The sequence below is a fragment of the Enterobacteriaceae endosymbiont of Donacia clavipes genome (genome assembly GCF_012570365.1).
Classification (GTDB): Bacteria; Pseudomonadota; Gammaproteobacteria; order Enterobacterales; family Enterobacteriaceae.
Genome location: NZ_CP046208.1, coordinates 432,491 through 457,274, shown reverse-complemented (window position 1 = coordinate 457,274; position 24,784 = coordinate 432,491). Strand labels below are relative to the sequence as shown.

Below are 24,784 nucleotides of genomic sequence, written 5' to 3'. Positions count from 1 at the left end.
TTTTTATGATCCAAATAAAATTACACAAATATGTTATATTATTTTTTAATAAAATGATCAATAAAATTAAATTTTAATTATATAAATATTTAAAAATATCTATACACAATTTTTTAATTCCAATATTTTTTTTAGATGATATTAAATAATATCTTTTTATAAATTTAAAATTTAATAATATATTATTAATATAAAATTTTAAATTATTTATATTATCAAATAAATCAATTTTATTGAAAATTAACCATTGATCTTTTAAAAGAATTTTTTTATTAAATTTTTGAATTTCAAAATTAATAGTATTTATAGTATTAGTTATTTTATACTTATTATTAATTATTGATATATCTATAAAATGTAATATTAAATTACAATGTTTAAAATGTTTAAGAAAATTTAATCCTAATCCTTTACCAACTGAAGATTTTTTTATAATACCAGGTACATCTAATATTGAAAAAAAAGTATTATTGAGTTTATTTTTGACAATACCTAAAACAGGTTCTGTTGTTGTAAAAAAATAATCACCAATTTTAGTATTAGCAGAAGATATTTTTTTTATAAATGTTGATTTTCCTATATTAGGTAATCCTAATATACCTACATTTACTTTTAAATTAAATTCTAACTTAATTTTTTTTTTTTCTCCTAAACTACCTTTTGTTCTTTTATATGGAGTTCTATTAATAGAAGATTTAAAATTAATGTTTCCTAATCCACCTTTTCCACCTTTTGCAATTAAAAAAGTTTGATTATTCTTATTTAAAGATACAAGAGTTATATTTTTTTTTATATCAGTAATTTTTGTACCTATTGGAATTTGAATAATTAAATTTTTTCCATTTTTTCCTGTACGTTGACAATTTTTTCCATGTAATCCATTTTCAGATATATAAAGATTTTGACAATGTAAATTAATAAGTGTATTTATATTATTATTAGATATAAAATATATATTTCCTCCTTTACCTCCGTTTCCACCATCAGGTCCTCCTTTAGGTATATATTTTGCACGATGAAAACTAATACATCCATCTCCTCCTTTACCTGATTTTATATATATAATTGCTTTATCAAAAAATTTCATTACAACTCCATATAAAAAGAAAAATAATATAGAAAAATAATTATATTTTTTAAATAAATAAATATAAATTTTAAACTAATATTAAAATTTGTAATTTATTAAAATTATTTTTTTAAAACATTAATATATTTTTTTTGTTTTAACCCTTTTTTTGTAAATTTTACAATACCATTTATTTTTGAAAATAAAGTATGATCTCTACCACAACCAACATTATTTCCTGCATGAAATTTTGTTCCTCTTTGTCTTATTATAATAAATCCTGCTTTTACTTTTTCTCCACCAAAACATTTTATACCTAAACGTTTTGAATGTGAATCTCTTCCATTTCTAGAAGATCCTCCAGCTTTCTTATGTGCCATAAATAATTCCTTATTTCGAATTTTGAATTTTAAGTATTTTAATACTAGTAAATAGTTGACGATGACCTTGTATTTTTTTAAAATGCTTTCTTCTATGAAATTTAATTATTTTAATTTTTTTTTCTTTTCCATGTAAAATTAATTTAGCTATTATTTTTGCTCCTATGATAATAGGATTACCAATAATTATTTTATTTACATTATATATCATTAAAACATTTTTAAATTCAATATCATTACCAATTTTTCCTTTAATTTTTTCTAATTTAATAGTTTGTCCTTGAATAACTTTATATTGCTTACCACAGCTTTCAAAAATTGCATACATTTTATTATCCTTGTAATATAATTTGATTTTTCATTTATATAAATTAAAATTTACAAAATATAATAAAATAATTAAAATAATATTTAGTTATTAATAATTTTACTATATTTTATTATTTATGTTGATTATTTTTTATTCTCTTAATTTTTGCACCTAAAGATGTTAATTTTTTTTCTATTGTTTCATATCCACGGTCAATATAATTAATATTATTAATAATAGTTTTTCCAGAAGCAATACAACCAGCTAAAACTAAACTTATTGAAGCTCTTAAATCTGTTGCGATAACTTTTGCACTATAAAGTGTTTTAACTCCTTTACAAATTACTTGATTTTTTTTTAAAGAAGCATTTGCTCCCATTTTTATTAATTCAGGTATATATAAAAAACGATTTTCAAAAATAGTTTCTGTTACTTTACTTTTTCCTAATGCAATTAAATTTAATAAAGTAAATTGTGGTTGAATATCAGTAGGAAAATTAGGATAAGGTCCTGTTATTATATCAATAGCTTTGGGTTTTCTATTTTTCATATTAAGACTACACCAATTTTTCCCTGTACGTATTTTTGCACCTACATATTTTAATTTTTTTAACACTATATCTAAATTTTTAGGATTAGTTTTTTTACATAATATTTTTCCTCCAGATATAGCAGCAGCTATTAAAAAAGTTGCTGTTTCTATTCTATCTGATATTATTTTATAGACACCTCCTTTTAATTTTAAAATTCCTTCAATAATTATTTGATCTGTACCAGCACCTCTAATTTTAGCTCCCATAGTATTTAAAAAATTAGCTAAATCTTTTATTTCAGGTTCTTTTGCTGCGTTATCAATAATAGTTATTTTATAAGCATAAATAGCAGCTAAAATAATACTAATAGTAGCTCCTACACTATTTTTTTCCATTATAATATGCGAACCTTTAAATGTTTCATTTATATAAGCAAAAATATCATTATTTTTTATATAAATTCTAGCACCTAATTTTTTTAAATTTTTAATATGTAAATCAATAGGTCTTGTTCCAATAGAACATCCTCCAGGTAAAGATATTTTTATTTTACCTAAACGACTTAGTATTGGACTTATTAACCAAATAGAAGCTCTAATAGATTTAACTAAATTTTTAGGAATAGTATAATAATTATTTAAATTATTTGCATTTATTATTAATGATTTCCCTTTTTTTATTTTTACTCCTAAATGTAAAAGTAATTTAATTGCATTATCTATATCTTTTAATTTAGGTATATTTTTAATTTTTACTGGTTCATCTATTAAAATAGATGCAAATAAAATAGGTAAAGCAGAATTTTTAGATCCAGAAATATTTACTTTTCCTTTTAACTGTACAGGACCTTTTATGATAAATTTATCCATATTTTTTTTCTAGAAAAAATTAGTAAAAATACCAGAATTAATAATTTTAAATTTAATTATTTAATAGGTGATTAAAATTATTATAGAAAATTATTTTCAATAAGATTTTTATAAAAAAATTTGTCATATTTAATAATTATAAAAATTAATTTTAACGTTTTGAAAATTGTGGACTACGTCTAGCTTTTTTTAAACCGACTTTTTTACGCTCTACTTTACGATCATCACGAGTTATAAAACCTGCTTTTTTTAAATCTTTTCTAAAAGAATTATCATATTTTATTAAAGCTCTAGTAATTCCATGTCTAATAGCTCCTGCTTGTCCTGAAATACCACCTCCTTTTACAGTAATATATAAATCTAATTTATTATGCATTTTTATTAATTCTAAAGGTTTTATTATCATTAAACGATGTGTATTTCTAACAAAAAAAATATTTATTTTTTTTTTATTAATATCAATAGCCCCATTACCTTTTTTAATAAATACTCTAGCAGAAGAACTTTTTCTTCTTCCTGTACCGTAATAATTAAAAAAATTTTTATTCATCATTTTATATCCTAATAATAAAATATAACTAAATATCTAAAATATATTGTTTTTGTGCTATATGTTTATGAATTTTTCCTTTATAAATTTTTAACCTATTTAACATTAAAATTCCTATTTTATTTTTAGGTAGCATTCCTTTTATTGAATGTTCAATTATTTTTTTAGGATTTTTTTGAATTAATTGTTCAAATGATACTTTTTTTAATCCTCCAGCATAACCACTATGACTAAAATAAAATTTATTTTTACTTTTTTTCCCTGTAATTCTAATTTGTTCAGCATTAATTACAATAACATAATCACCTATATCAATATGAGGTTTATATAAAATTTTATGTTTACCCATTAAATAATGAATAATTATGCAAGATAATCTACCTAAAATTTTTTTTTTTGCATTTATAAGATACCATTGACGATTAAAATTCTTTTTTAACATAGTATTCATATTATGTATTTTATCCAAAATATAAATCATTAATAAAATTGTATTTTATTTTATTTTTTTCAATTTTTTAATAAAAAAAATATAAATTTTCATTAAAATATGATAATATAGCTGAATAATAAATGCAATTAGTCTTTTTTATTTTTTAATAAATTTAGTAAATAGAGATTTTATTATTTTAAATAAATAATTTTTTCTTTTATTTTATCGGTGAACTTTATGGGAATAATTTTTACAAAAAAAAAAGAGGATAATTTAGTTAAAATATTTAAAAATTTAATTAAACAAGAAAAATTTAGTACACAAACGGAAATTGTACATGCTTTACAAGAAGAAGGATTTAATAATATTAATCAATCTAAAGTATCTAGAATGTTAACAAAATTTGGAGCAGTAAGAATCAGAAATACTAGAATGGAAATGGTGTATTGTTTCCCTCTAGAATTAAGTGTTCCAAATACAACTAGTCCATTAAAAAATTTAGTTTTAGATATTGATTATAATGATATTTTAATTATTATTCATACAAGCCCTGGAGCAGCTCAATTAATAGCAAGATTATTGGATTCTTTAGGAAAACCAGAAGGAATATTAGGTACTATTGCTGGAGATGATACTATTTTTGTAGTACCTACACGTTTATTTAAAACTATTCATTTATATAATTCTATACAAAATTTATTTAAACAAAAATGTAAATAAAATAACAAAAAATTATTTTTAATTTTCTATTTAATACATGTTATTCCTTTCATGTATGGTTGTAATATTTTTGGAATAATAATTGTACCATTTTTAAGTTGATAATTTTCCATTATAGCGGCTAATGTTCTACCTACTGCAAGTCCTGAACCATTTAAAGTATGTATAAAATTAATTTTATTATTTTTTTTTTTTCTATATCTTGCCTTTATTCTTCTAGATTGAAAATCCCACATATTAGAACAAGAAGAAATTTCATAATATTTGTTTTTTGAAGGAAACCATACTTCTAAATCATATGTTTTTCTTGAAGAAAAACCCATATCTCCTGTACATAATAACATTTTTCTATAAGGTAAATTTAATAATTGTAATATTTTTTCTGCATGTTGAGTAATTTCTTCTAAAGTTTTTACAGAATTCTTAGGTTTTACTAATTGTACTAATTCTACTTTATCAAATTGATGTGTCCGTATTAATCCTTTATCATATTGTCCATATGAACCAACTTCAGATCTAAAACAAGTACTATGAGATACTAATTTTATTGGTAATATTTTTTCTTCAACAATTTTATTATTTAATAAATTTGTTAATGGAACTTCTGCTGTTGGAATTAAAAAATATTTACATTCATTATTATTTTTAAAATTTTTTATTTGAAAAAGATCTTTACTAAATTTTGGTAATTGTCCAGTTCCATACAAAATTTTTTTTTTAACTATATATGGAACATAAATTTCTTCATAACCATGTTTATTAATATGTATATCTAACATGAATTGAATAAGAATTCGATGTAAATATGCTATTAATCCCTTTAAAATAATAAATTTTGATCCACTTAAATTTACAGCTGATTTTATATCAATTCCTTTATTTAAAATACCTAATTCTAAATGATCACGTATAGGAAAATTATATTGAATTATATTACCCCATTTTTTAATTTCTTTATTTTCATTGCTATTTTTTCCGATAGGAACATCTTCTAATGGTAAATTAGGTATTACACTATAAATATTATGTATATCTTTCTTTATATTATTTAATATAATTTTATATTTAGATATTTTATCATTATAAATAATTACTTTTTTTTTTAATTTAATAATATTATTAATATTTTTTTGTGATAAAATTTTAGAAATTTTATTTCTTTTTATTTGTAAAAATTCCATTTTAGTTTGTAAATTTTTTCGTTCTTTTTCTAATTTTTTTATTAAATCAATATTTAAATTAAAATTTCTTTTTTTTAAAATTTTATAAACATAATCAATATTATTACGTAGTAAATTAATATCTAACATAATATTTTCTCATAATAAAGATTAAATAATAAAATATTATAATATAAATATATAAAATTATATAAATTTATTTTATAAATATAGTATATTTAAAAAATGTTTAATTTTAATATATAAAATATTTTTAATTTGAAAAAATAAATATAAATGAAAAATAATAAAAAAACAAAACTTCTTATTTTAGGTTCTGGTCCTGCTGGTTTTACAGCAGCTATATATGCAGCGAGAGCAAATTTAAATCCTGTTTTAGTAACTGGGAAAAATATCGGAGGACAACTTATACAAACATTAAACATAGAAAATTGGCCAGGAAATTTCCCATATATAACTGGACCAAAACTAATGGAACAATTACATGATCATGCTATATATTTTAATACTAAAATTATTAATGATATAATAATAAAAATCATTAATTTTAAAAAATCACCTTTTATATTAGAAGGAAATTTATTTAATTTTATTTGCAAAAGTATTATTATAGCAACAGGATCATATCCAAGATTTTTAGGTTTACCTTCTGAAACAGAATTTTTAGGTAAAGGAATATCTTATTGTGCTATTTGTGATGGATTTTTATATCGTAATAAAGTGGTTGCAGTTATAGGAGGGGGAAATACTGCTTTAGAAGAAGCATTATATTTATCAAATATTTCTTCTCAAGTGCATCTAATTCATAGAAAAAATAATTTTAATGCAGAAAAAATATTAATTAATAAAATTAAAATTAAAATAAAAGAAAAAAAAATAATTTTACATACTCCTTACGTAGTAAAAAAAATATTAGGTGATAATACAGGAGTTACAGGTATAAAAATTTTTTCTGTTAATAGTAAAAATATTAAAATAATAAAATTATATGGTATATTTATCCTAATAGGTAGTATTCCTAATACTATTTTATTTAAAAAAAAATTAAAACTTAATAAAAAAGGTTATATATTAACAAATAATCAAAAATTAAATAATAAAAAGTTTTTTACACAAACAAATATTCCTGGAATTTTTGCTGCTGGAGATGTTATGGATAGTATATACAGACAAGCAATAACGTCAGCAGCTACAGGATGTATGGCTGCATTAGATGCACAAAAATTTTTAAATAATAATGAATAATTAAATTTTTAATTTATAAATTATTAATTCTTAATTAAATTTTAATGTTTATTATTTATTAACGACTACGAAAGATAATTCTACCTTTTTTTAAATCATATGGAGTTAATTCTACGGTAACTTTATCTCCTGTTAATATACGAATATAATTTTTTCTCATTTTTCCTGATATATGTGCAGTTACTATATGACCATTTTCTAATTTTACATGAAAAATAGTATTAGGTAATGTATTTAATACTATTCCTTGCATTTCTATATTATTTTCTTTAGACATAAAAATTCCTGATAATTATAAATATATAATAAAGATTATGTTATATTATTTTTTGTAAAATTCCAATAATAGCTTTTATTTATTAAATTGTTATATTTACCTTTTTTAATTAAATAACCATTATCCATAAAATAAATACAATCTGCTTTTCTTAAAATATTAATATTATGAGTAATAAAAATAATTGTTTTATTATAAAAAATAGAAAATAATAAATTTATTATTTTATTAGATGTCAATAAATCTAATCCTTCAGTAGGTTCATCTAATAAAATTAAATTTCCATTATGAATTATAGTTCTTGCTATACCTAATTTTTTTAATTCTCCTCCAGAAAGGATTCTACCTCCATCTCCTAGCCATATATTTAATCCTTTTTTATTGTTTAATAATTTTTCTAAACCTACTAATTTTAAAATTTTTATCAAATAATTATTATTAATATTTTTATTATTTTGATTGTTTAAAAGAATATTATTTTTTAATGTATCACTAAAAAGATATATTTCTTGATTTATAACACTAATATTATTTCTTAATAAAGATAAATTCCAATTTTTTAAATTATATTTATTATAATAAATTTTACCTTTCACAGGATCCCATGCTCTAGTTAATAACATTAATAATGTAGATTTACCACTACCATTATGTCCAGTTATAATTATTTTTTTTTTTGATTTTATATTTAATGATATATTTTTTAGTACATAAGGGGATTGATTATTATAACGAAATGATAAATTTACTATATCTATAGTTGAAATTTTTTTTTTTTTATATTTATTTTCATTTATAAAGTTAATATTAGGTTTTTGTTCTATAATATTAAATATATTTTTAGCAGAAAAAAATATTTCACTAAGATTTTGAAAAATATTACTTAAAGGAAGTAATATATTAGATAACGAAATTAAAAATAATAAAAATAAAATAATTTTATTTTTTAAATTTATATCATAAAAAAATATATGATTATAAATTATAAATATTATCATAATAATATTTATAATAAAAATTATTAATATTTGAGATTGAATATTATAATTATTTTGTATAGATTGTGTTTTTTGCCATTTTATTTCTAATAAATTTATTTTAGTAAGTATAAAATTAATACCATCAAATATTTTATATTCTAAATGATGTGATAAAAGATTGTTTATAGTAATATAATATTTTTTTTTAATTTTTACATTTTTTTCTCCTATTATTTTATTTTTTTTATAAAAATATATTAAATATAATAATAATAAAATTATAAAAATAATAAAAAAAATTAAAGAAAAGAATAAATTTAAAAAACTTAAATTTATAAAAATTATTAACATTGTAATTACAATACTAAATATTGGTGTAATTATTTGTATATATAAAAAATCTAATATTTCAATATCAGAAATTAATATATTTAATATTTCAATATTTTGAAATATAGTTAAATTTGATGGATATAAAGGAAATATTTTTTTAAAAATTAAAATTCTTAAATTTTTTAATAAATATAAAGTAGTATTATGTTTAGTTATTTTTTCATAATATTTGGTAATAATTTTTGTTATTGAAATAATTCTAATAATAATTGAAGGTATAATATAATTATAATATATATAATTATTTTTATTAATACTTAATAAAAAAGTAGAAGTTAATAAATAACCAGAAATTATGGATAATAAAATATCTAATAAATTATAAATTATAGATAAAATAACACCTAAAAAAATTTTTTTAATATATTTTTTATGATGTATTAAAAAATATAGTAAATAAAACATTTTAAAAATTCCTTTTTTTAAAAAAAAATTTTTTTTTTAATTTTGGATATATTTTTTTTATAATTTTACCGTTTTTCATATGCCAAATTTCATCATAATAACAAACATTATATATTTTATGAGTAATAGTTATACTAATATTAAAAAATAAAGTATTTTTTTGTATTATTTTCATAATATTATATTGATTTTTCATATCAATATTATTTATTGGTTCATCTAATAATAATAAAATATTATCTTTAATTAAAGATCTAGCAATAACTATTCTTTGTATTTGTCCAATTGATAAACATACATTTTTTTTATTAAGAATTGTATTTAATTTATTGGGTAATTTATTAATAAAATCTATTATACCAATTTTTTTTATAATTTTTTGTATTTTTTTTTTATTTATTTTTTTGTTAAAAAATAAATTTTTTTTAATTGTTATAGCAGGGAGTGTAGGATTCTGTTTAACATATGATATTTGTTTATACCAACTATATAAATTTATATTTTTAAATTCTATATTATTAACTTTTAATGATCCATTATATGGGATAAGACCTAATAAAACATTAAATAATGTTGTTTTACCACAACCATTAGGTCCACTAATAATTATATTTTTTTTAGATTTTATTTTAAAAGATATAGGTCCTATTAATATATTTCCTATTTTATTTTTAACTACTAAATTTTTAGCTTCTATTTTTAATTTTTTTATTTTTTTTAAAAAATAGTTTTTTTTCATATTTAAATTATTAAATTTTTTATTATTTAATAATTTTATAATATTATTAGCAGCTCCAATTGCTTTAGATTTAACATGATATAGTATTCCTAAATTATTAAAATTTTGAAAATATTCAGAAATTAAAATTAATGTAAAAAAACTATGAAATAATTTAATATTTTTATTATAAAATCCAAAATTTATGATATTTAAATATATAAAACTAAAATAGATGGCAATAAATGCTACAGAAATATTAATAAAAAATTCTAAAACTGCGGAAGTTAAAAAAACAATTTTTAATATTTCAATGTTTTTTTTTCTAAATTTTTCAATATATAAAGAAATTTTTTTTATTTCTATTTTTTTAAAATTAAATAATCTAATAGTTTCTATTCCTTTTAATCTATCAAAAAAAAATCCATTTAAAAGTGATAATATTTTAAAATTTTTTTTATTTTTTTTTATAGTTTTTTTCCCAATTAATATTATAAAAAAAATAATTAATATACTTATAATAATAAGTAAAAAACTTGTTATCCAACTAATAAAAAATATAGTTGTTAAAATTATTAAAGATGTTATTTTAATAGTGAATAATTGAGGTACATATTTTTTATAATAATCTTGTAAATTTTCTACTTGATCTATAATTAGAGATAAATCAGCTCCTGACATTTTATTTTTTAATTTTTCATAATATTGATGTAATAATTTATTTATAATTTTTTTTCGAATAATATTTTTTATTATTTGACTATAATTAAAATTAATTTTATTAATTAAAAATATTAATAATGATTTAATAATAAAACAAAAAAGTAATATTATACAATAATAAAAAATTTTATTTTTTTTTTCTTCAATAAAAAAAAATTGTACTTGTTTAGCTAAAATCCAATTTTGAATTACAATTACAAAAATATTAATAATATTTAATAAATATGACATTTTTAATAAATTTTTAGCAAAAAAACTCTGTTTTTTTAACCAAAAGATTATATATTTTTCTTTATATGTTTTCATAATAAAATATTACTTTTTACTATGTTGAGTAAAAACACAACATAGTTTATAAAAATTATTTTATAATTTTTCTTCTATTCTAATTAATTGATTGTATTTTGATATTCGTTCAGAACGACTCATAGATCCAGTTTTAATTTGTTCAGCATTAGTACCAACTGCTAAATCAGAAATAAATGAATCTTCTGTTTCTCCTGATCTATGTGAAATAACTATTTTATATCCTGCTTGTTTAGCAACTTTTATTGTAGATAAAGTTTCAGTAAGAGACCCAATTTGATTTAATTTTATTAAAATTGCATTAGCAACTTTATTTTTTATACCTTTTTTTAAAAATTTAGTATTAGTAACAAATAAATCATCTCCTACTAATTGAATTTTATTACCTAATAATTTTGTTTGATAAATAAAACCTTTCCAATCAGATTCATTTAAACCATCTTCTATAGAAGATATAGGATATTTTTTTGTTAAATTAAATAAAAAATGTGTAAATTCTTTTGAAGAAAGACTTATTTTTTCACTATTTAAATTATATTTTTTATTATAAAATAATTCAGAAGCGGCACAATCAATAGCAAAAGTGATATCTTTACCTAAAATAAATCCAGCGTTTTTAACAGCTTCTGATATTAAATCAAATGCTTCACTATTATTATTTAAATTTGGAGCATATCCTCCTTCATCACCTACTGATGTAATCATTTTATTTTTTTTAAGAACATAAAATAAATGATGAAAAATTTCTGAACCATAACGTATAGCTTCTTTTATATTTTTTGCACTAATAGGTTGAATCATAAATTCTTGTATATCTAAATTATTATCTGCATGTTTTCCACCATTAATAATATTAATCATTGGTAATGGCATAAAAAAATTTTCTGAGGTATTATTAATAATACTTATATATTTATATAATGGAATATTTTCAAATTTTGCTGCAGCTCTAGCATTAGCTAAGGAAACAGCTAAAATTGTATTTGCTCCAAAATTAGCTTTATTATTAGTATTATCCATATTAATCATAATATTATCTATATATGATTGATTTAATGAATTTTGATTAAATAAATATTTATTGATAGTAGTATTAATTATATTAATAGATTTTAAAACTCCTTTACCTAAAAATCTTTTTTTATCTCCATCACGTAATTCTACTGCTTCTTTAGATCCTGTAGAAGCACCAGAAGGAACTGAAGCCATTCCTATTATACCATTATTTAAATGAACTTCTGCTTCAATAGTCGGATTACCCCTAGAATCAATAATTTCTCTACCTATTATTTTTTTTATTTTAGACATTATAATTCCTTAATTTATAAAATATAAATCTTATTTAGAATTTATAAATAAATAATTAATTAAATTATTAAAATTATTTTTTTATAAAAAATTAATTAATTTTTTTTATAAAATATTTTAATTTTTTATTTTAATATTTTTTTGATATTAATTTAAAATTTATTTTAATTAACAAAATTTTATTAATAATTATTTTAAAAAAATATTTTTTATTAAAATTTAATTAAAATATAATATAAATGTTATTTATTAAAATTTTTTTTAAAAATATTTATATATTAAAAATATTACTAATTAATATTATTTTTTTTAAATTTATTAATAGAAAATAAAATTTCTTCATGTGCTTTTTTTAAATCTTCCCAACCATTAATTTTACACCATTTTCCTTTTTCTAAATCTTTATAATGTTTAAAAAAATATATAATTTGTTCTTGTAATAAAATAGATAAATCTTTAATATTTTTTATTAAATAGTATTCTTTAGAAATTTTTTTATGTGGTACTGCAATTATTTTATTATCATTACCAGATTCATCTATCATATTTAATAATCCTATAGGACGACATCTAATTACAGAACCAGGTAAAATCGGATATTGAGTTATTACAACTACATCTAAAGGATCCTTATCTAAGGATAAGGTATTATTTATATATCCATAATTAAATGGATAAAACATTGGAGTAAGAATAAAACGATCAACAAATAATACTCCATTTTTTTTATTAATTTCATATTTTACTGGATTTGAATTTAAAGATATTTCAATTATTACATTAATATCATTAGGAATATTTTTTCCAGAAGAAATATTTTTAAAATTCATATTTAATTACCTTACATTAAACTTAAAATATTAATATTAATTATTGTATATTTTAAACGTATTTTATTATAATATATATATTACAATTTATATATATTAAAAATATATACGTTTATGATATAAATTATTAAATATTTTTATATAAAATATAAAATTAACAATTTAATTAATAATTTTTTTATAAAGAAAAAAAATATGGCTAGAATTACAGTAGAAAAAGCTGTTAAAAAAATAGGTAATAGATTTGATTTAGTTATTGTTGCTTCTAAAAGAGCAAGACAAATACAAATAAGAGGAAAAATTCCATTATTAGTAGAAAAAAATGATAAAACAACTATTTTAGCATTAAGAGAAATTGAACAAGGTTTAATTAATAAAAAAATAATTAATAAGTATGAAAAAAATACAGAAAAAAAATTGGAAACAATAGACTTACATAATTATTAATTTTATTTCAATTAAATTCCATTATAATAGAATTAGTTAAATATTAAATATTAAATATCAATATTCATTACTTGTAATGCGTTATTTTTTATAAATAATCTTCTTGGTTCAACTTCATTACCCATTAAAGTTGAAAATAATTGGTCAGCTTTTTTTGCATCTTCAATAGTAACTTTCAACATATTACGAGTTAAAGGATTCATAGTTGTTTCCCATAATTGATTTGGATTCATTTCTCCTAATCCTTTATATCTTTGTATAGTAAAACTATTTTTAGATTCTTTTAATAACCATTTAATTCCTTCTTCAAAAGAATTAATATTTTTACATTTTTTATTTTTTTTTACATAATAAATTTTTTTCTTTTTTAAAGAAATTAATTTATTTCCTAATAAAAAAATTTTTTTATATTCTGTACTAATAAAAAAATCATGATTTAATAAATATTTATTTTTATTTCCATATTTATTTTCATATATTATAGGTTCAAAAACATTCTTTTCTATATTTTTATTAATTGATCCTGTAAATATAGTATTTATAAAATTATTATTTAAATATAATAATAAATTATCTAACCATAATTTAACATTATTATAATTATCAAGTTTATTTAATTTTAAATTATATAATAATGCATAAAATATTTTTTTTAAAAATATATATTTAGAAAATTTTATAATTTTTTTAACAAAATTAAATTCTTTTGCTAAGATCCATAATTTTTTATCAGATAATTTTTCTTTTGCTCCTTTAAAATAAAAAATTGCTTTTTTTAAAGCTATTTTTAATTTATATAAAGTCATTTCTTCATCATTCTTAATATATAATTTTTGATTACCTTTTTTTACCTTATATAAAGGAGGTTGAGCTATATATATATGTCCTTTTTCAATAATTTTAGGCATTTGTCTATAAAAAAATGTTAATAATAAAGTACGAATATGAGCTCCATCTACATCTGCATCTGTCATAATAATAATATTATGATATCTTAATTTTTCTAAATTATATTTTCCAGAACTAATATTACAACCTAAAGCAGTAATTAAAGTAATTATTTCTTGAGAAGAAAGAATTTTATTAAATTTAGCTTTTTCTACATTAAGAATTTTCCCTTTTAATGGTAAAATAGCTTGATTTTTTCTATTTCTACCTTGTTTTGCTGAACCACCAGCTGAATCTCCTTCTACTAAATAAATTTCAGATAGAGCGGGATTACTTTCTTGACAATCTGATAATTTTCCCGGTAATCTAGATATTTCTGTAAAATTTTGATTTTTTATTACTTCTCTAGTTTTTCTTAATGTATCTCTTATTTTTGCTGCATATATAATTTTATTTACTATATTTTTAGCATCTCGAGGTTTTTCTAATAGAAAAAACATCAATTGTTGATTTACATAACATTCAACTAATGATTTTACTTCTGATGATATTAATTTTTCTTTAGTTTGAGAAGAAAATTTAGGATTAGTAATTTTAATAGATATAAGTGCTATTAATCCTTCTCTAGTATCTTCTCCTGTTATATTTATTTTTTTTTTTTTATTATATCCTTCTTTATCTATATATGAATTTAATGTACGTGTTATAGCAGATTTTAATCCAGATAAATGTGTTCCTCCTTGTATTTGAGGTATATTATTAGTAAAACAACATATTTTTTCTTTAAAAGAATTATTCCATTGCATGGCTATTTCTATATTAATAGAGCTATTTTTTGTATAACAATAAAAAATATTTTTATGAATTGGATCATAATTTTTATTTAAATATTTAATAAATTCTTTTATTCCTCCAGTATATTGAAAAAAATTATATTTATTATCTTTTTTATTAGTTATAGAAAGAAATAATCCTGAATTTAAAAATGATAATTCTCTTAATCTTTCAGATAAAATTTCATAATTAAATATTTGAATTTTATTAAAAATATTATAATTAGGCCAAAATCTAATATGAGTACCTGTTAAATTAGTAATTCCAATTACTTTTAATCGATTTTTAGGGAAACCATTATAATAAAATTGTTTATATATTTTCCCATTTCTTTTTATAGTTAATTCTAATTTTTTAGATAAAGCATTTACTACAGAAATACCTACACCATGTAATCCTCCAGATAATTTATATGATTTATTATTAAATTTTCCTCCAGCATGTAATACAGTCATAATTACTTCTGCTGCAGATATTTTTGCCTCTCTATGAATACCAGTAGGTATCCCTCTACCATCATCAATAATAGAAATAGAATTATCATTATGTATAACAATATTAATTTTTTTACAAAAACCTGCTAAAGATTCATCTATAGAATTATCAATAACTTCAAATACCATATGATGTAAACCTGTACCATCATCTGTATTTCCTATATACATACCTGGTCTTTTTTTTACAGCATCTAAACCTTTCAAAATTTGAATACTTGATGAATCATAATATTTATTGGTCAAATTAAACTCTCACATATCTTTATATTAAATTAAATTTTAAATTTTCATTGGCATGATTAAATAAAATTTATTTTTATTATAAATATCTTCTATTTTAATACTAGAAATATTATTAATAAAAGATATTTTTATAATATTACCATCTAATACATTTATTACGTCAATTAAATAATTAATATTTATTGATATATCAATATCATATTTTATTTTATTATCATATTTTTCTATTTCTAATATTTCTTCAGCCATTTCATTATTAATATTGATACTAAAAATTTTTAAATTATAATCATTAAATGATAATGTTACTCCTTTAGTTTTTTCATTTACAAGAATAGAAATTCTATGTAAAGCATTTTTAAATATAATACGATTAATTTTAATAGTTTTATGAAATATTTTAGGTATAATTTTTAAGTAATCAGGAAATTCACCTTTAATTAGTTTAGATGTAAATTTTAAATTATTAAAAATAAAACAGATATTATCATTATTAATTTTTATATTTACTAATTCATCAGTATTTTTAATTAACCTTGATAATTCAAATATACTTTTACGTGGTATAATTACAGAATAGTCATCAATTATTTTTGTGTTAAAAATATATGAAGTATAAATGGATAAACGATGCCCATCAGTTGATACAACATTTAAAATATTATTTTTAATTTGTAATAACAAACCATTTAAATATTTTCTTACATCATTATTAGCTATTGAAAAATAAGTAGCATTTATAAATGTTTTTATCATATTATGAGTAAGATTAAATTTTATATCATGTTTTATAAAATTTATACCAGGAAAATTATTTACAGGAAAAATAGTTATTGTAAAATAACATTTTTGTGATGATATTACAGCTTGATTTTTGTTAAATAAAATTTTAATATCTTTATTTTTGGGTAAACTATAACATATATTATAAAATTTTTTTCCTTGTATTGTAATAGAATATTTTTTTTTGTTAAATTTATTATTTAAAATAGATACTATTTCTATTTCTAAATTAGTACTTTTAAAAATAATTATTCCATTTTCTAAAAATTCTATTAAAATATTATTAATTATTGGTAATACGGAACGATTAGTAATAATATTTGTAATATATTGTAATGGTTTTATTAATAATTCACGATTAATTATAATACTATATTCCATAAATTTTTTATTTTTTAATTTAAATATATAACATAAAACATTATCATTATAATGATAACATATTAAATAATGTTAGTAATTAAATTATTAATTTATTTTAAATATTTTAAAAAAAAAATATATAAAATATTTTTTTTATGTAATAATAAATTATATATAAATATATATAGGTATAAATTTAAATGAAACGTACTTTTCAACCATCTATATTGAAAAGAAAAAGATCTCATGGTTTTAGAACCAGAATGAAAACACATAATGGGAGAAATATTTTAAATCGTCGTCGTGCTAAAAATCGTGTTTATTTGACTGTATCAGATAAAATAAAATTTAAATAAAAAAGTGAATAATTTTCATTTTTCTAAAAAAAAACGTTTAACTTCATTAAATTTTAATTTTATATTTAATCACCCAAATAAAATAAAAAATAAGTATTTTACTATTTTAAGTCATATAAATAAATTAAAATATTCTAGAATTGGTATAATTATACCAAAAAAAAAAATTAAAAAAACAAATATTAGAAATAAATTTAAGAGAATTATTCGGGAATATTTTCGTTTAAATCAATATATATTTTATAATATGGATTATATTATTATGATAAATAATAAAAATATTCTAAAAATAAATAATTTTTATTGTAAAATATATTTAGAAAAAATATGGAATATTTATAAAATAAATTAATTTTTTGAAATAAAACTTATTTTAAATATTTTATTTTTATAAATTTAAATTAAGTTATTTTTATTGTAATTTATAATATAACTTTCAATAAATTAATAAATTAATGTGAGATTAATAATGTATTTTAAAAATAATATTATTTTAATTATTTTTTGTTTATTTAGTTATATAATTTTTCATAATTGGGAAAAAATACATAATTATAAAAGAAATAATACAGAAATAATTATTAGTAAAAAGATTCTTAATCATAAAAATTATAAAAAATTTTTTTATATAATTAAAAAAAATAATATTGTGATTAAAACTGATAAATTTCTTTTATATATTAATCCATATGGAGGTAATATTGAAAAAGTATATTTACTAGATTATTCAAATAAATTAAATTCTAAAAATTTTTTTACTTTATTAAAAAATAAATCTGATTTTATATATCAAATTAAATCTGGTATCTCACAAGAAGATAATTTTAAAAAAATTGAAGATGTTTATAAAAATGAAATTTTTTTCTCAAAAAAAAAATATTTTCAATTGGAAAAAAATAAAAATATATTAAAAGTACCTTTAATTTTTAATAAAAAAAATATTTTATATATAAAAATATTTACTTTTATAAAAGGAAATTATTCAATAATTATTAATCATCAAATTTTTAACAAAACAAAAAATCCTATTAATATATCTATATTTGGAAAAATAAACCATTCTAGTAATATACCTAAAAAATATTTAGAAAAAAAACATAGTAGTATTACTATTAAAACATTTTATAATATAGCATATTCGACTGAATATAATAAATTTAAAAAATATAAATTTTCTAATATAAAAAAAAATAATAATATTAGTATTAATGCTAAAAACGGCTGGATAGCTATGTTACAACAATATTTTGTTTCAGCTTGGATTCTTCCTAATCTTTCTAAAAAAAATAATATATATATAAAAAAGTTATCTAATGATGTTATAAGTATTGGATTTAAATCTTCTAATTATTTAATTTTATCAGGAGAAAAAAAATTTTTTTTATCAAAATTATGGATAGGTCCTAAAATTCCAGAACAAATGTCAAAAATTGCTCCATTTTTGGATTTAACTATTGATTATGGTTTTTTATGGTTTTTATCTAAACCATTATTTAAATTATTGAATTTATTATTTAATTTAATAGGAAATTGGGGTTTTTCAATAATTATTATTACTATAATTATAAGAATTATTACATATCCATTATCAAAACAACAATATATTACCATAGCTAAAATGAATTTTTTACAACCAAAAATAAAAAAAATTAAAGAAAAATTTGGTAATGATAAAAAACGTTTTAGTCAAGAAATATTTCTATTGTACAAAAAAGAAAAATTAAATCCATTTTCTGGTTTTATACCTTTTATTATACAAATGCCTATTTTTTTAGCATTATATTATGTATTAACTAATTCTATAGAATTAAGACATGCTTCATTTTTATTTTGGATACAAGATTTATCTTCTGAAGATCCATATTATATTTTACCAATATTAATGAGTATTACTATGTTAGTTATTCAAAAAACTTCAAAAAATAATTATGATAATAATCCTTTACAAAAAAAAATTTCATATATTATACCTATTTTTTTTAGTTTATTTTTTTTATGGCTCCCTTCAGGATTAGTCTTATATTACATAATTAATAATTTAATTACAATATTACAACAAAAATGGATATTTTATATAATAGATAAAAAAAATTATAAAATTTAATAATTTAATTTTAAAAACTATGGAAAAAAATAAATATACAATAGTTGCAAGAGCAACTTCTTTAGGTCAAGGTAGTATAGGAATTATAAGAATATCTGGTAACAAAGTTTTAGATGTAATAAAAAATATATTAAAACTTAATTATATAAAACCAAGATATGCACATTATTTACCTTTTTTTTATAAAGATAAAATTATAGATAAAGGTATTGTGTTATTATTTCCAAAACCTCATTCTTTTACAGGAGAAGATATTTTAGAATTACAATGTCACGGAAGTACTATACTTTTAGATTTATTAATTAATAATATTATTGCAATACCTGGTATTAGAATTGCTAATCCTGGTGAATTTTCAGAAAGAGCTTTTTTAAATAAAAAAATTGATTTAACTCAAGCAGAAGCAATTGCTGACATTATTTCAGCTAATTCAAAAGCTGCAGTATTTTCAGCAGCAAATTTAATGAATGGAAAATTTTCTTTATTGTTAAAAAAATTTTCAAATATCATTACTAATTTAAGAGTACAAATAGAATCATTTCTTGAATTTGATTTAAAAATTAATTTTATCATTTTTTATTCTAATATTAAAAAAACACTAAAAAAATTATTAAATAATTTAATAAATATTCAAAAATATGTTAATAATGGAATAAGAATTAAAGAAGGTATTAAAATAACTTTAATTGGTCCACCTAATTCTGGTAAATCTAGTTTAATGAATATTATTACTAATAAAAATATTTCTATAATTACTAATATTCCTGGAACAACTAGAGATATTTTACGTGAAAATATTTATATAAATTCTGTTCCTATAGAAATAGTTGATACTGCAGGTATTAGAAATACTAATAATGAAATTGAAATTTTAGGAATTAAAAAAACTTTTAAGGAAATAACAAAATCTCATTATTTATTTTTAGTAGTAGAAGATAAAATATCTGAAAATAATTTACTAAAAATAATAAAGATTAAATTAAAAAAATTTTTGAAAAATACTCCTATGATTATTTTACGTAATAAAATAGATATGACAAATAATATTCCAGAAATAACTAATAATTATAATTATGTAACTATACGATTATCAATTAAGAATATGAAAGGAATATCATTATTAATGAATTTTATTAAACAAAAAATTATATTTACTAATAATAATGAAGATCAATTTACAGCTAGAGAAAGATATGTTAATTCTTTAAATTATATATATAAATTTTTAATAAAAGGTCAAAAAAATTTTTTAAAAACAAATTCTATAGAATTATTATCTGAAGATTTAAGATTAATACAAAAAGAATTAGATTCTATTACTGGAAAATTTACTTCTAAAGATTTATTAAAAAATATTTTTTCTCAATTTTGCATTGGTAAATAAAATTTTATGCCTGAACTGCCTGAAGTAGAAGTTATTATAAACATAATAAAACCATATTTAAAAGGAAAAATAATTAATTATTCTATTGTTAGAAATAAAAAATTAAAATATTTTATTTCAGAAGACATAGTAAAAATAAAAAATCAAAAAATTTTAGATATTAAAAGAAGAGGAAGGTATATAATTATTGTTTTAATAAATAATACAATTATTATACATTTAGGTATGACGGGAAAATTATTTTTAATTAATAAACAATACTCTTCTTATCATAAACATGATCATATTGATTTAATTATTAATAATAATTTAATTTTACGTTATACAGATATTAGAAAATTTGGTTTTTGGTTATGGGAAGAAAAAAATTATAAAAAAAACATATTTTTAAAAAAATTAGGTCCTGAACCATTAGAATATTCATTTAATAATATATATTTATATAATTTTATACAAAAAAAAAATATTTTTATTAAAATAATGTTAATGGATAATAGTATGGTAACGGGAATAGGCAATATTTATGCTAATGAAATATTATTTTTATCTAAAATATTACCTACAAGAATATCAAGTACTTTAAATTTTAAAGAAATTACTTTTTTAGTTAAAAATATTAAATTTATTTTAAATAAATCAATTAAGTATGGTGGTTCTTCTATAAAAGATTATAGACAACCTAATGGAAATATAGGTAATTTTTGTAAATATTTTTTTGTATATGGTAAAAAAAATAAATTATGTAAAATCTGTAAAAAAACAATTATTAAAATAATTTTAAGAAACAGAAGTACTTTTTTTTGTTCTAAATGTCAAAAATAAATATTTTTAAAATAAAAAATTTAATTTAATAAAGACGTAATTTGATTATATATTTTTGATTTTCCTAAAATAATTCTACTTAAAATAACTAAAAATAAAGAAATAATTATTAGTATTGTTGATAAAACATTAATTTCTGGAGTTATGCCAATTTTAGCCATTGAATAAATTTTTAATGGAAGTATTTCGTATTCAGGTCCTGTAACAAATGTTGATATTGTTATATCATCCATAGATAAAGCAAAACTTAATAACCAACTTGAAATAATTGCTGGTAATATTAAAGGAAATATAATTTTTGTTAAAATAATTATTTCATTAGCTCCTAAATCTTTTGCTGCTTCTAATATATAAATGTTAAAATTTTTTAATCTAGAATAAATAGTAATTACTACATAAGGTAAACAAAAAGTAATATGTGAAAATAATAAAGACCAAAATCCTAAAGTAAAGTTTAATAATACAAACAATAATAATAAAGAAATACCCATAACAATATCAGGAGATATAATTACTATATATAATAAAATACTTATAAATGATTTTATATAATCATTATAATGATATAATGATAGAGCTGTTAATAAACCAATTAAAGTTGTGAAAGTAGCAGTCATTATTCCAATAACTAAGGAATGATATGTAACTTCTAATAAAGCAGTATTATGTAGAATTTCGTAATACCATTTAGTACTAAATCCTTGCCATATTATTCCATAACGTGATGAATTAAAAGAATTTATGATTAAAAGAATAATAGGAATATAAAACCAAAAATAAATTAAATACATAAAAATAATTCTTGAAATATATTTAAACATTATTTTGAAATTCCTTTTTATTTAAAAATTTTATGATTTTAAAATATAGTATTAAAAAAAATCCGGTTAATAATGTTATTATGGTACTTGTTGCAGCTCCTAATGGCCAATCTCTAATATTAAGAAATTGATTTTTAATAATATTTCCTATTAATAAATTTTTAGCTCCACCCATTAAATCAGAAATATAAAATAAACCCATACTAGGTAAAAAAACTAATAAGCATCCAGCAATAATTCCCGGAATAGTTAAAGGAATTATTATATAAAAAAAATTTTTCCATAATGGAGCTCCTAAATCTTTTGCTGCTTCTATATAAAATTTATCTAATTTTTCAATACTAGCATATATTGGAACAATCATAAAAGGTAATAGAATATATATTAATCCTAAAATTATGGCTGTAGGAGTATATATTATACGAATAGGATTATTAATTATTTTTAAATAAAGTAAAATATAATTTAACCATCCATTAATTCCTAAAAATATTTTTAAACAATATACTCTAATTAAAGAATTAACCCAAAATGGTAAAAATAAAAGAAATAACATTAAAGATCTTTTTTTAGAAGATATTTTTATTAAACACCATGCAAATGGATATCCTATCAAAAGACATATAATTGTAGTAATAAATGAAATAAATAAAGAATTTATAAAAACTTTAATATATAAAAAATTTAATAATTTTAAATAATTATAAAAAGAAAATTTAAATATAATTAAATTATAATTATCTTTTTTTAAAAAACTAATAATAATCATTATTATATTTGGTAAAAAAATAAATAATAATAACCAACTAGTAATTAAAAAAATTATAATTTTTTTAATATATTCTATTATTTTTTTCATAAGGTAAAACAACCTCCCATGTTTCAACCCAATTTATTAACATTTTTTGATTAAGAGAATGATCCATGTAAGGATCATTTTCATTAAAAAATTCACTTACAATAATAATTTTCCCATTTTTAAGTTCTAATATAGATTCTAAAGTCATACCTTTATAATTTTTTTCTTTTATGTAACCAATCATACCTGATGTTAAATTAACATTATTATTAATTTCTTTAATCTTTAAATCTTCTGGTCTTAATAAAACATGTATTTTTTCTCCAGGAAAAACAGGAAATGTAACTTTAAGATTACATATATAACCTTCTAAATTTGCTTGTACTTGATTGTTATATAATTTTTTTATAATAATAGCATCAAATATATTAATATCACCTATAAATTTAGCAACAAATAAATTTTTTGGTTCTTCATAAATTTCTCTAGGAGTTCCTTCTTGTTCAATTTTTCCATTTTTTATTAAAATAATACGATCTGATATACTTAAAGCTTCTTCTTGATTATGAGTAACTAATATAAAAGTAATACCTAATTTTCTTTGTAAAGCTTTTAATTCATTCTGCATTTTTTTACGTAATCTATAATCTAAAGCTGATAATGATTCATCTAATAATAATATCCTAGGTTGATTAATTACTGCTCTTGCTATAGCAACTCTTTGTTGTTGTCCTCCAGATAATTCATGAGGTTTTCTATTTATAAATTTTTGTAATTGAACTATATTCAATATCTTTTCAACTTTTTTTATTATTTCCTTATTTGTTTTTTTTTGCATTTTTAATCCAAAAGCTATATTATCAAAAACAGACATATGAGGAAATAAAGCATAATTTTGAAAAACAGTATTTATCTGTCTTTTTTCTGCTGGAATTTTTGTTATTTCTTTTTTATCTAATATAATAGAACCACTATCTACTTTTTCTAAACCTGCTATTAAACGAATAATTGTTGTTTTCCCACAACCAGAAGGTCCTAATAAAGTAATAAATTCTCCATTATTTATATTTAAATTTAAATTAGAAATAATTTTTTTACCTAAAAAAGATTTATTTATATTATTAAGATTAATTAATACATTTTTAAAATTTTTTTTTTTCATAAAAATACTCTAATTAAATATTAATTTATATTTAATAAACTTATTAATATA

Annotated in this window: 25 protein-coding genes; 8 read left to right on the top strand and 17 right to left on the bottom strand. The window is 18.1% G+C overall.

Translation table 11 applies throughout. From position 1 onward, the window contains the following. Positions 1-73: 73 nt before the first annotated feature. From cgtA to rplM, 6 genes are all read right to left on the bottom strand, one after another. A complete protein-coding gene (gene cgtA, locus GJT92_RS02210) occupies positions 74-1,087 on the bottom strand; it encodes an Obg family GTPase CgtA (protein WP_168919856.1) in 1,014 nt (337 codons plus the stop codon). A 104-nt stretch (positions 1,088-1,191) separates the two neighbouring features. Next, the gene (rpmA, locus tag GJT92_RS02205) at positions 1,192-1,449 is read right to left on the bottom strand and encodes a 50S ribosomal protein L27 (RefSeq protein WP_168919855.1); all 258 of its coding nucleotides are present in this window, start codon (positions 1,447-1,449) and stop codon (positions 1,192-1,194) included. Positions 1,450-1,459: 10 nt separating this feature from the next. After that, positions 1,460-1,777 carry a 50S ribosomal protein L21 gene (gene rplU / locus GJT92_RS02200; RefSeq protein ID WP_168919854.1) on the bottom strand — a complete coding sequence of 106 codons (318 nt, stop codon included), beginning with the start codon at positions 1,775-1,777 and terminating at the stop codon, positions 1,460-1,462. 112 nt (positions 1,778-1,889) lie between these two features. Further along, positions 1,890-3,161: a UDP-N-acetylglucosamine 1-carboxyvinyltransferase gene (gene murA / locus GJT92_RS02195; protein WP_168919853.1), complete on the bottom strand. Its 1,272-nt coding sequence runs from the start codon at positions 3,159-3,161 to the stop codon at positions 1,890-1,892. Between the two features lie 151 nt (positions 3,162-3,312). Further along, a complete protein-coding gene (gene rpsI, locus GJT92_RS02190) occupies positions 3,313-3,711 on the bottom strand; it encodes a 30S ribosomal protein S9 (protein ID WP_168919852.1) in 399 nt (132 codons plus the stop codon). Positions 3,712-3,739: 28 nt separating this feature from the next. Then, on the bottom strand, positions 3,740-4,162 hold the full coding sequence (gene rplM, locus GJT92_RS02185; RefSeq protein ID WP_168919872.1) for a 50S ribosomal protein L13: 423 nt from the start codon (positions 4,160-4,162) through the stop codon (positions 3,740-3,742). 219 nt (positions 4,163-4,381) lie between these two features. Here rplM and argR point away from each other — a divergent pair, with 219 nt between their 5' ends. Further along, complete coding sequence (argR, locus tag GJT92_RS02180; RefSeq protein ID WP_425483311.1) at positions 4,382-4,864, top strand: transcriptional regulator ArgR; 483 nt, start codon at positions 4,382-4,384, stop codon at positions 4,862-4,864. 26 nt (positions 4,865-4,890) lie between these two features. On the opposite strand, the gene serS is transcribed toward argR, so the two are convergent. Continuing rightward, positions 4,891-6,174, bottom strand: a complete 1,284-nt coding sequence (serS, locus tag GJT92_RS02175) for a serine--tRNA ligase (protein ID WP_168919851.1) — start codon at positions 6,172-6,174, stop codon at positions 4,891-4,893. 147 nt (positions 6,175-6,321) lie between these two features. On the opposite strand from serS, the gene trxB reads away from it, so the two are divergent. Then, positions 6,322-7,290 carry a thioredoxin-disulfide reductase gene (trxB, locus tag GJT92_RS02170; protein WP_168919850.1) on the top strand — a complete coding sequence of 323 codons (969 nt, stop codon included), beginning with the start codon at positions 6,322-6,324 and terminating at the stop codon, positions 7,288-7,290. Between the two features lie 58 nt (positions 7,291-7,348). On the opposite strand, the gene infA is transcribed toward trxB, so the two are convergent. The 5 genes from infA to ppa all read right to left on the bottom strand — a co-directional run bounded on the left by infA (position 7,349) and on the right by ppa (position 13,230). Further along, entirely contained in the window at positions 7,349-7,567 is a 219-nt protein-coding gene (gene infA, locus GJT92_RS02165; protein ID WP_168919849.1) for a translation initiation factor IF-1, read from the bottom strand. Positions 7,568-7,602: 35 nt separating this feature from the next. Next, positions 7,603-9,345 (bottom strand): ATP-binding cassette domain-containing protein, encoded by a 1,743-nt coding sequence (locus tag GJT92_RS02160; RefSeq protein WP_168919848.1) that lies wholly within the window; start codon positions 9,343-9,345, stop codon positions 7,603-7,605. Position 9,346: 1 nt separating this feature from the next. Continuing rightward, complete coding sequence (locus GJT92_RS02155; protein ID WP_168919847.1) at positions 9,347-11,092, bottom strand: ATP-binding cassette domain-containing protein; 1,746 nt, start codon at positions 11,090-11,092, stop codon at positions 9,347-9,349. A 60-nt stretch (positions 11,093-11,152) separates the two neighbouring features. Further along, positions 11,153-12,400: a phosphopyruvate hydratase gene (gene eno, locus GJT92_RS02150; protein WP_168919846.1), complete on the bottom strand. Its 1,248-nt coding sequence runs from the start codon at positions 12,398-12,400 to the stop codon at positions 11,153-11,155. 290 nt (positions 12,401-12,690) lie between these two features. Continuing rightward, on the bottom strand, positions 12,691-13,230 hold the full coding sequence (gene ppa, locus GJT92_RS02145) for an inorganic diphosphatase (protein WP_168919845.1): 540 nt from the start codon (positions 13,228-13,230) through the stop codon (positions 12,691-12,693). A gap of 195 nt (positions 13,231-13,425) precedes the next feature. Here ppa and rpoZ point away from each other — a divergent pair, with 195 nt between their 5' ends. Continuing rightward, positions 13,426-13,677 carry a DNA-directed RNA polymerase subunit omega gene (gene rpoZ, locus GJT92_RS02140; RefSeq protein ID WP_168919844.1) on the top strand — a complete coding sequence of 84 codons (252 nt, stop codon included), beginning with the start codon at positions 13,426-13,428 and terminating at the stop codon, positions 13,675-13,677. 50 nt (positions 13,678-13,727) lie between these two features. Here the strand turns inward: rpoZ and gyrB are convergent, their stop codons facing one another. Then, a complete protein-coding gene (gene gyrB / locus GJT92_RS02135) occupies positions 13,728-16,139 on the bottom strand; it encodes a DNA topoisomerase (ATP-hydrolyzing) subunit B (protein WP_168919843.1) in 2,412 nt (803 codons plus the stop codon). Between the two features lie 36 nt (positions 16,140-16,175). Next, positions 16,176-17,303, bottom strand: coding sequence for a DNA polymerase III subunit beta (dnaN, locus tag GJT92_RS02130; protein WP_168919842.1), 1,128 nt, complete (start codon positions 17,301-17,303; stop codon positions 16,176-16,178). Between the two features lie 182 nt (positions 17,304-17,485). Between dnaN and rpmH the strand changes: the two genes are divergently transcribed. From rpmH to mutM, 5 genes are all read left to right on the top strand, one after another. Further along, a complete protein-coding gene (gene rpmH / locus GJT92_RS02125) occupies positions 17,486-17,641 on the top strand; it encodes a 50S ribosomal protein L34 (protein ID WP_168868597.1) in 156 nt (51 codons plus the stop codon). 4 nt (positions 17,642-17,645) lie between these two features. Continuing rightward, the gene (gene rnpA, locus GJT92_RS02120; RefSeq protein WP_168919841.1) at positions 17,646-17,993 is read left to right on the top strand and encodes a ribonuclease P protein component; all 348 of its coding nucleotides are present in this window, start codon (positions 17,646-17,648) and stop codon (positions 17,991-17,993) included. Positions 17,994-18,110: 117 nt separating this feature from the next. Then, positions 18,111-19,745, top strand: coding sequence for a membrane protein insertase YidC (gene yidC, locus GJT92_RS02115; protein WP_168919840.1), 1,635 nt, complete (start codon positions 18,111-18,113; stop codon positions 19,743-19,745). A gap of 19 nt (positions 19,746-19,764) precedes the next feature. Continuing rightward, positions 19,765-21,129 carry a tRNA uridine-5-carboxymethylaminomethyl(34) synthesis GTPase MnmE gene (mnmE, locus tag GJT92_RS02110; protein ID WP_168919839.1) on the top strand — a complete coding sequence of 455 codons (1,365 nt, stop codon included), beginning with the start codon at positions 19,765-19,767 and terminating at the stop codon, positions 21,127-21,129. A gap of 6 nt (positions 21,130-21,135) precedes the next feature. After that, complete coding sequence (mutM, locus tag GJT92_RS02105; protein ID WP_168919838.1) at positions 21,136-21,951, top strand: bifunctional DNA-formamidopyrimidine glycosylase/DNA-(apurinic or apyrimidinic site) lyase; 816 nt, start codon at positions 21,136-21,138, stop codon at positions 21,949-21,951. Positions 21,952-21,971: 20 nt separating this feature from the next. Here the strand turns inward: mutM and potC are convergent, their stop codons facing one another. The 3 genes from potC to potA are packed head-to-tail and all read right to left on the bottom strand — an operon-like array spanning position 21,972 to position 24,733. Continuing rightward, positions 21,972-22,772, bottom strand: coding sequence for a spermidine/putrescine ABC transporter permease PotC (potC, locus tag GJT92_RS02100; RefSeq protein ID WP_168919837.1), 801 nt, complete (start codon positions 22,770-22,772; stop codon positions 21,972-21,974). Continuing rightward, the gene (gene potB, locus GJT92_RS02095) at positions 22,765-23,631 is read right to left on the bottom strand and encodes a spermidine/putrescine ABC transporter permease PotB (RefSeq protein ID WP_168919836.1); all 867 of its coding nucleotides are present in this window, start codon (positions 23,629-23,631) and stop codon (positions 22,765-22,767) included. Before potB ends, potC begins: the two co-directional genes overlap by 8 nt. Continuing rightward, positions 23,606-24,733 carry a spermidine/putrescine ABC transporter ATP-binding protein PotA gene (gene potA, locus GJT92_RS02090; RefSeq protein WP_168919835.1) on the bottom strand — a complete coding sequence of 376 codons (1,128 nt, stop codon included), beginning with the start codon at positions 24,731-24,733 and terminating at the stop codon, positions 23,606-23,608. Before potA ends, potB begins: the two co-directional genes overlap by 26 nt. Positions 24,734-24,784 lie beyond the last annotated feature (51 nt).

What these genes read in the sequence shown, in the direction of transcription:
- mutM (WP_168919838.1), top strand. Translation starts at nt 21,136, where the DNA reads ATGCCTGAACTGCCTGAAGTAGAAGTTATTATAAACATAATAAAACCA.
- potC (WP_168919837.1), bottom strand. Translation starts at nt 22,772, where the DNA reads ATGTTTAAATATATTTCAAGAATTATTTTTATGTATTTAATTTATTTT.
- rpmA (WP_168919855.1), bottom strand. Translation starts at nt 1,449, where the DNA reads ATGGCACATAAGAAAGCTGGAGGATCTTCTAGAAATGGAAGAGATTCA.
- yidC (WP_168919840.1), top strand. Translation starts at nt 18,111, where the DNA reads ATGTATTTTAAAAATAATATTATTTTAATTATTTTTTGTTTATTTAGT.
- rpmH (WP_168868597.1), top strand. Translation starts at nt 17,486, where the DNA reads ATGAAACGTACTTTTCAACCATCTATATTGAAAAGAAAAAGATCTCAT.
- murA (WP_168919853.1), bottom strand. Translation starts at nt 3,161, where the DNA reads ATGGATAAATTTATCATAAAAGGTCCTGTACAGTTAAAAGGAAAAGTA.
- eno (WP_168919846.1), bottom strand. Translation starts at nt 12,400, where the DNA reads ATGTCTAAAATAAAAAAAATAATAGGTAGAGAAATTATTGATTCTAGG.
- rpoZ (WP_168919844.1), top strand. Translation starts at nt 13,426, where the DNA reads ATGGCTAGAATTACAGTAGAAAAAGCTGTTAAAAAAATAGGTAATAGA.
- trxB (WP_168919850.1), top strand. Translation starts at nt 6,322, where the DNA reads ATGAAAAATAATAAAAAAACAAAACTTCTTATTTTAGGTTCTGGTCCT.
- serS (WP_168919851.1), bottom strand. Translation starts at nt 6,174, where the DNA reads ATGTTAGATATTAATTTACTACGTAATAATATTGATTATGTTTATAAA.
- argR (WP_425483311.1), top strand. Translation starts at nt 4,382, where the DNA reads ATGGGAATAATTTTTACAAAAAAAAAAGAGGATAATTTAGTTAAAATA.
- rplU (WP_168919854.1), bottom strand. Translation starts at nt 1,777, where the DNA reads ATGTATGCAATTTTTGAAAGCTGTGGTAAGCAATATAAAGTTATTCAA.
- ppa (WP_168919845.1), bottom strand. Translation starts at nt 13,230, where the DNA reads ATGAATTTTAAAAATATTTCTTCTGGAAAAAATATTCCTAATGATATT.
- mnmE (WP_168919839.1), top strand. Translation starts at nt 19,765, where the DNA reads ATGGAAAAAAATAAATATACAATAGTTGCAAGAGCAACTTCTTTAGGT.
- cgtA (WP_168919856.1), bottom strand. Translation starts at nt 1,087, where the DNA reads ATGAAATTTTTTGATAAAGCAATTATATATATAAAATCAGGTAAAGGA.
- dnaN (WP_168919842.1), bottom strand. Translation starts at nt 17,303, where the DNA reads ATGGAATATAGTATTATAATTAATCGTGAATTATTAATAAAACCATTA.
- rpsI (WP_168919852.1), bottom strand. Translation starts at nt 3,711, where the DNA reads ATGAATAAAAATTTTTTTAATTATTACGGTACAGGAAGAAGAAAAAGT.
- potB (WP_168919836.1), bottom strand. Translation starts at nt 23,631, where the DNA reads ATGAAAAAAATAATAGAATATATTAAAAAAATTATAATTTTTTTAATT.
- potA (WP_168919835.1), bottom strand. Translation starts at nt 24,733, where the DNA reads ATGAAAAAAAAAAATTTTAAAAATGTATTAATTAATCTTAATAATATA.
- infA (WP_168919849.1), bottom strand. Translation starts at nt 7,567, where the DNA reads ATGTCTAAAGAAAATAATATAGAAATGCAAGGAATAGTATTAAATACA.
- GJT92_RS02160 (WP_168919848.1), bottom strand. Translation starts at nt 9,345, where the DNA reads ATGTTTTATTTACTATATTTTTTAATACATCATAAAAAATATATTAAA.
- GJT92_RS02155 (WP_168919847.1), bottom strand. Translation starts at nt 11,092, where the DNA reads ATGAAAACATATAAAGAAAAATATATAATCTTTTGGTTAAAAAAACAG.
- rplM (WP_168919872.1), bottom strand. Translation starts at nt 4,162, where the DNA reads ATGAATACTATGTTAAAAAAGAATTTTAATCGTCAATGGTATCTTATA.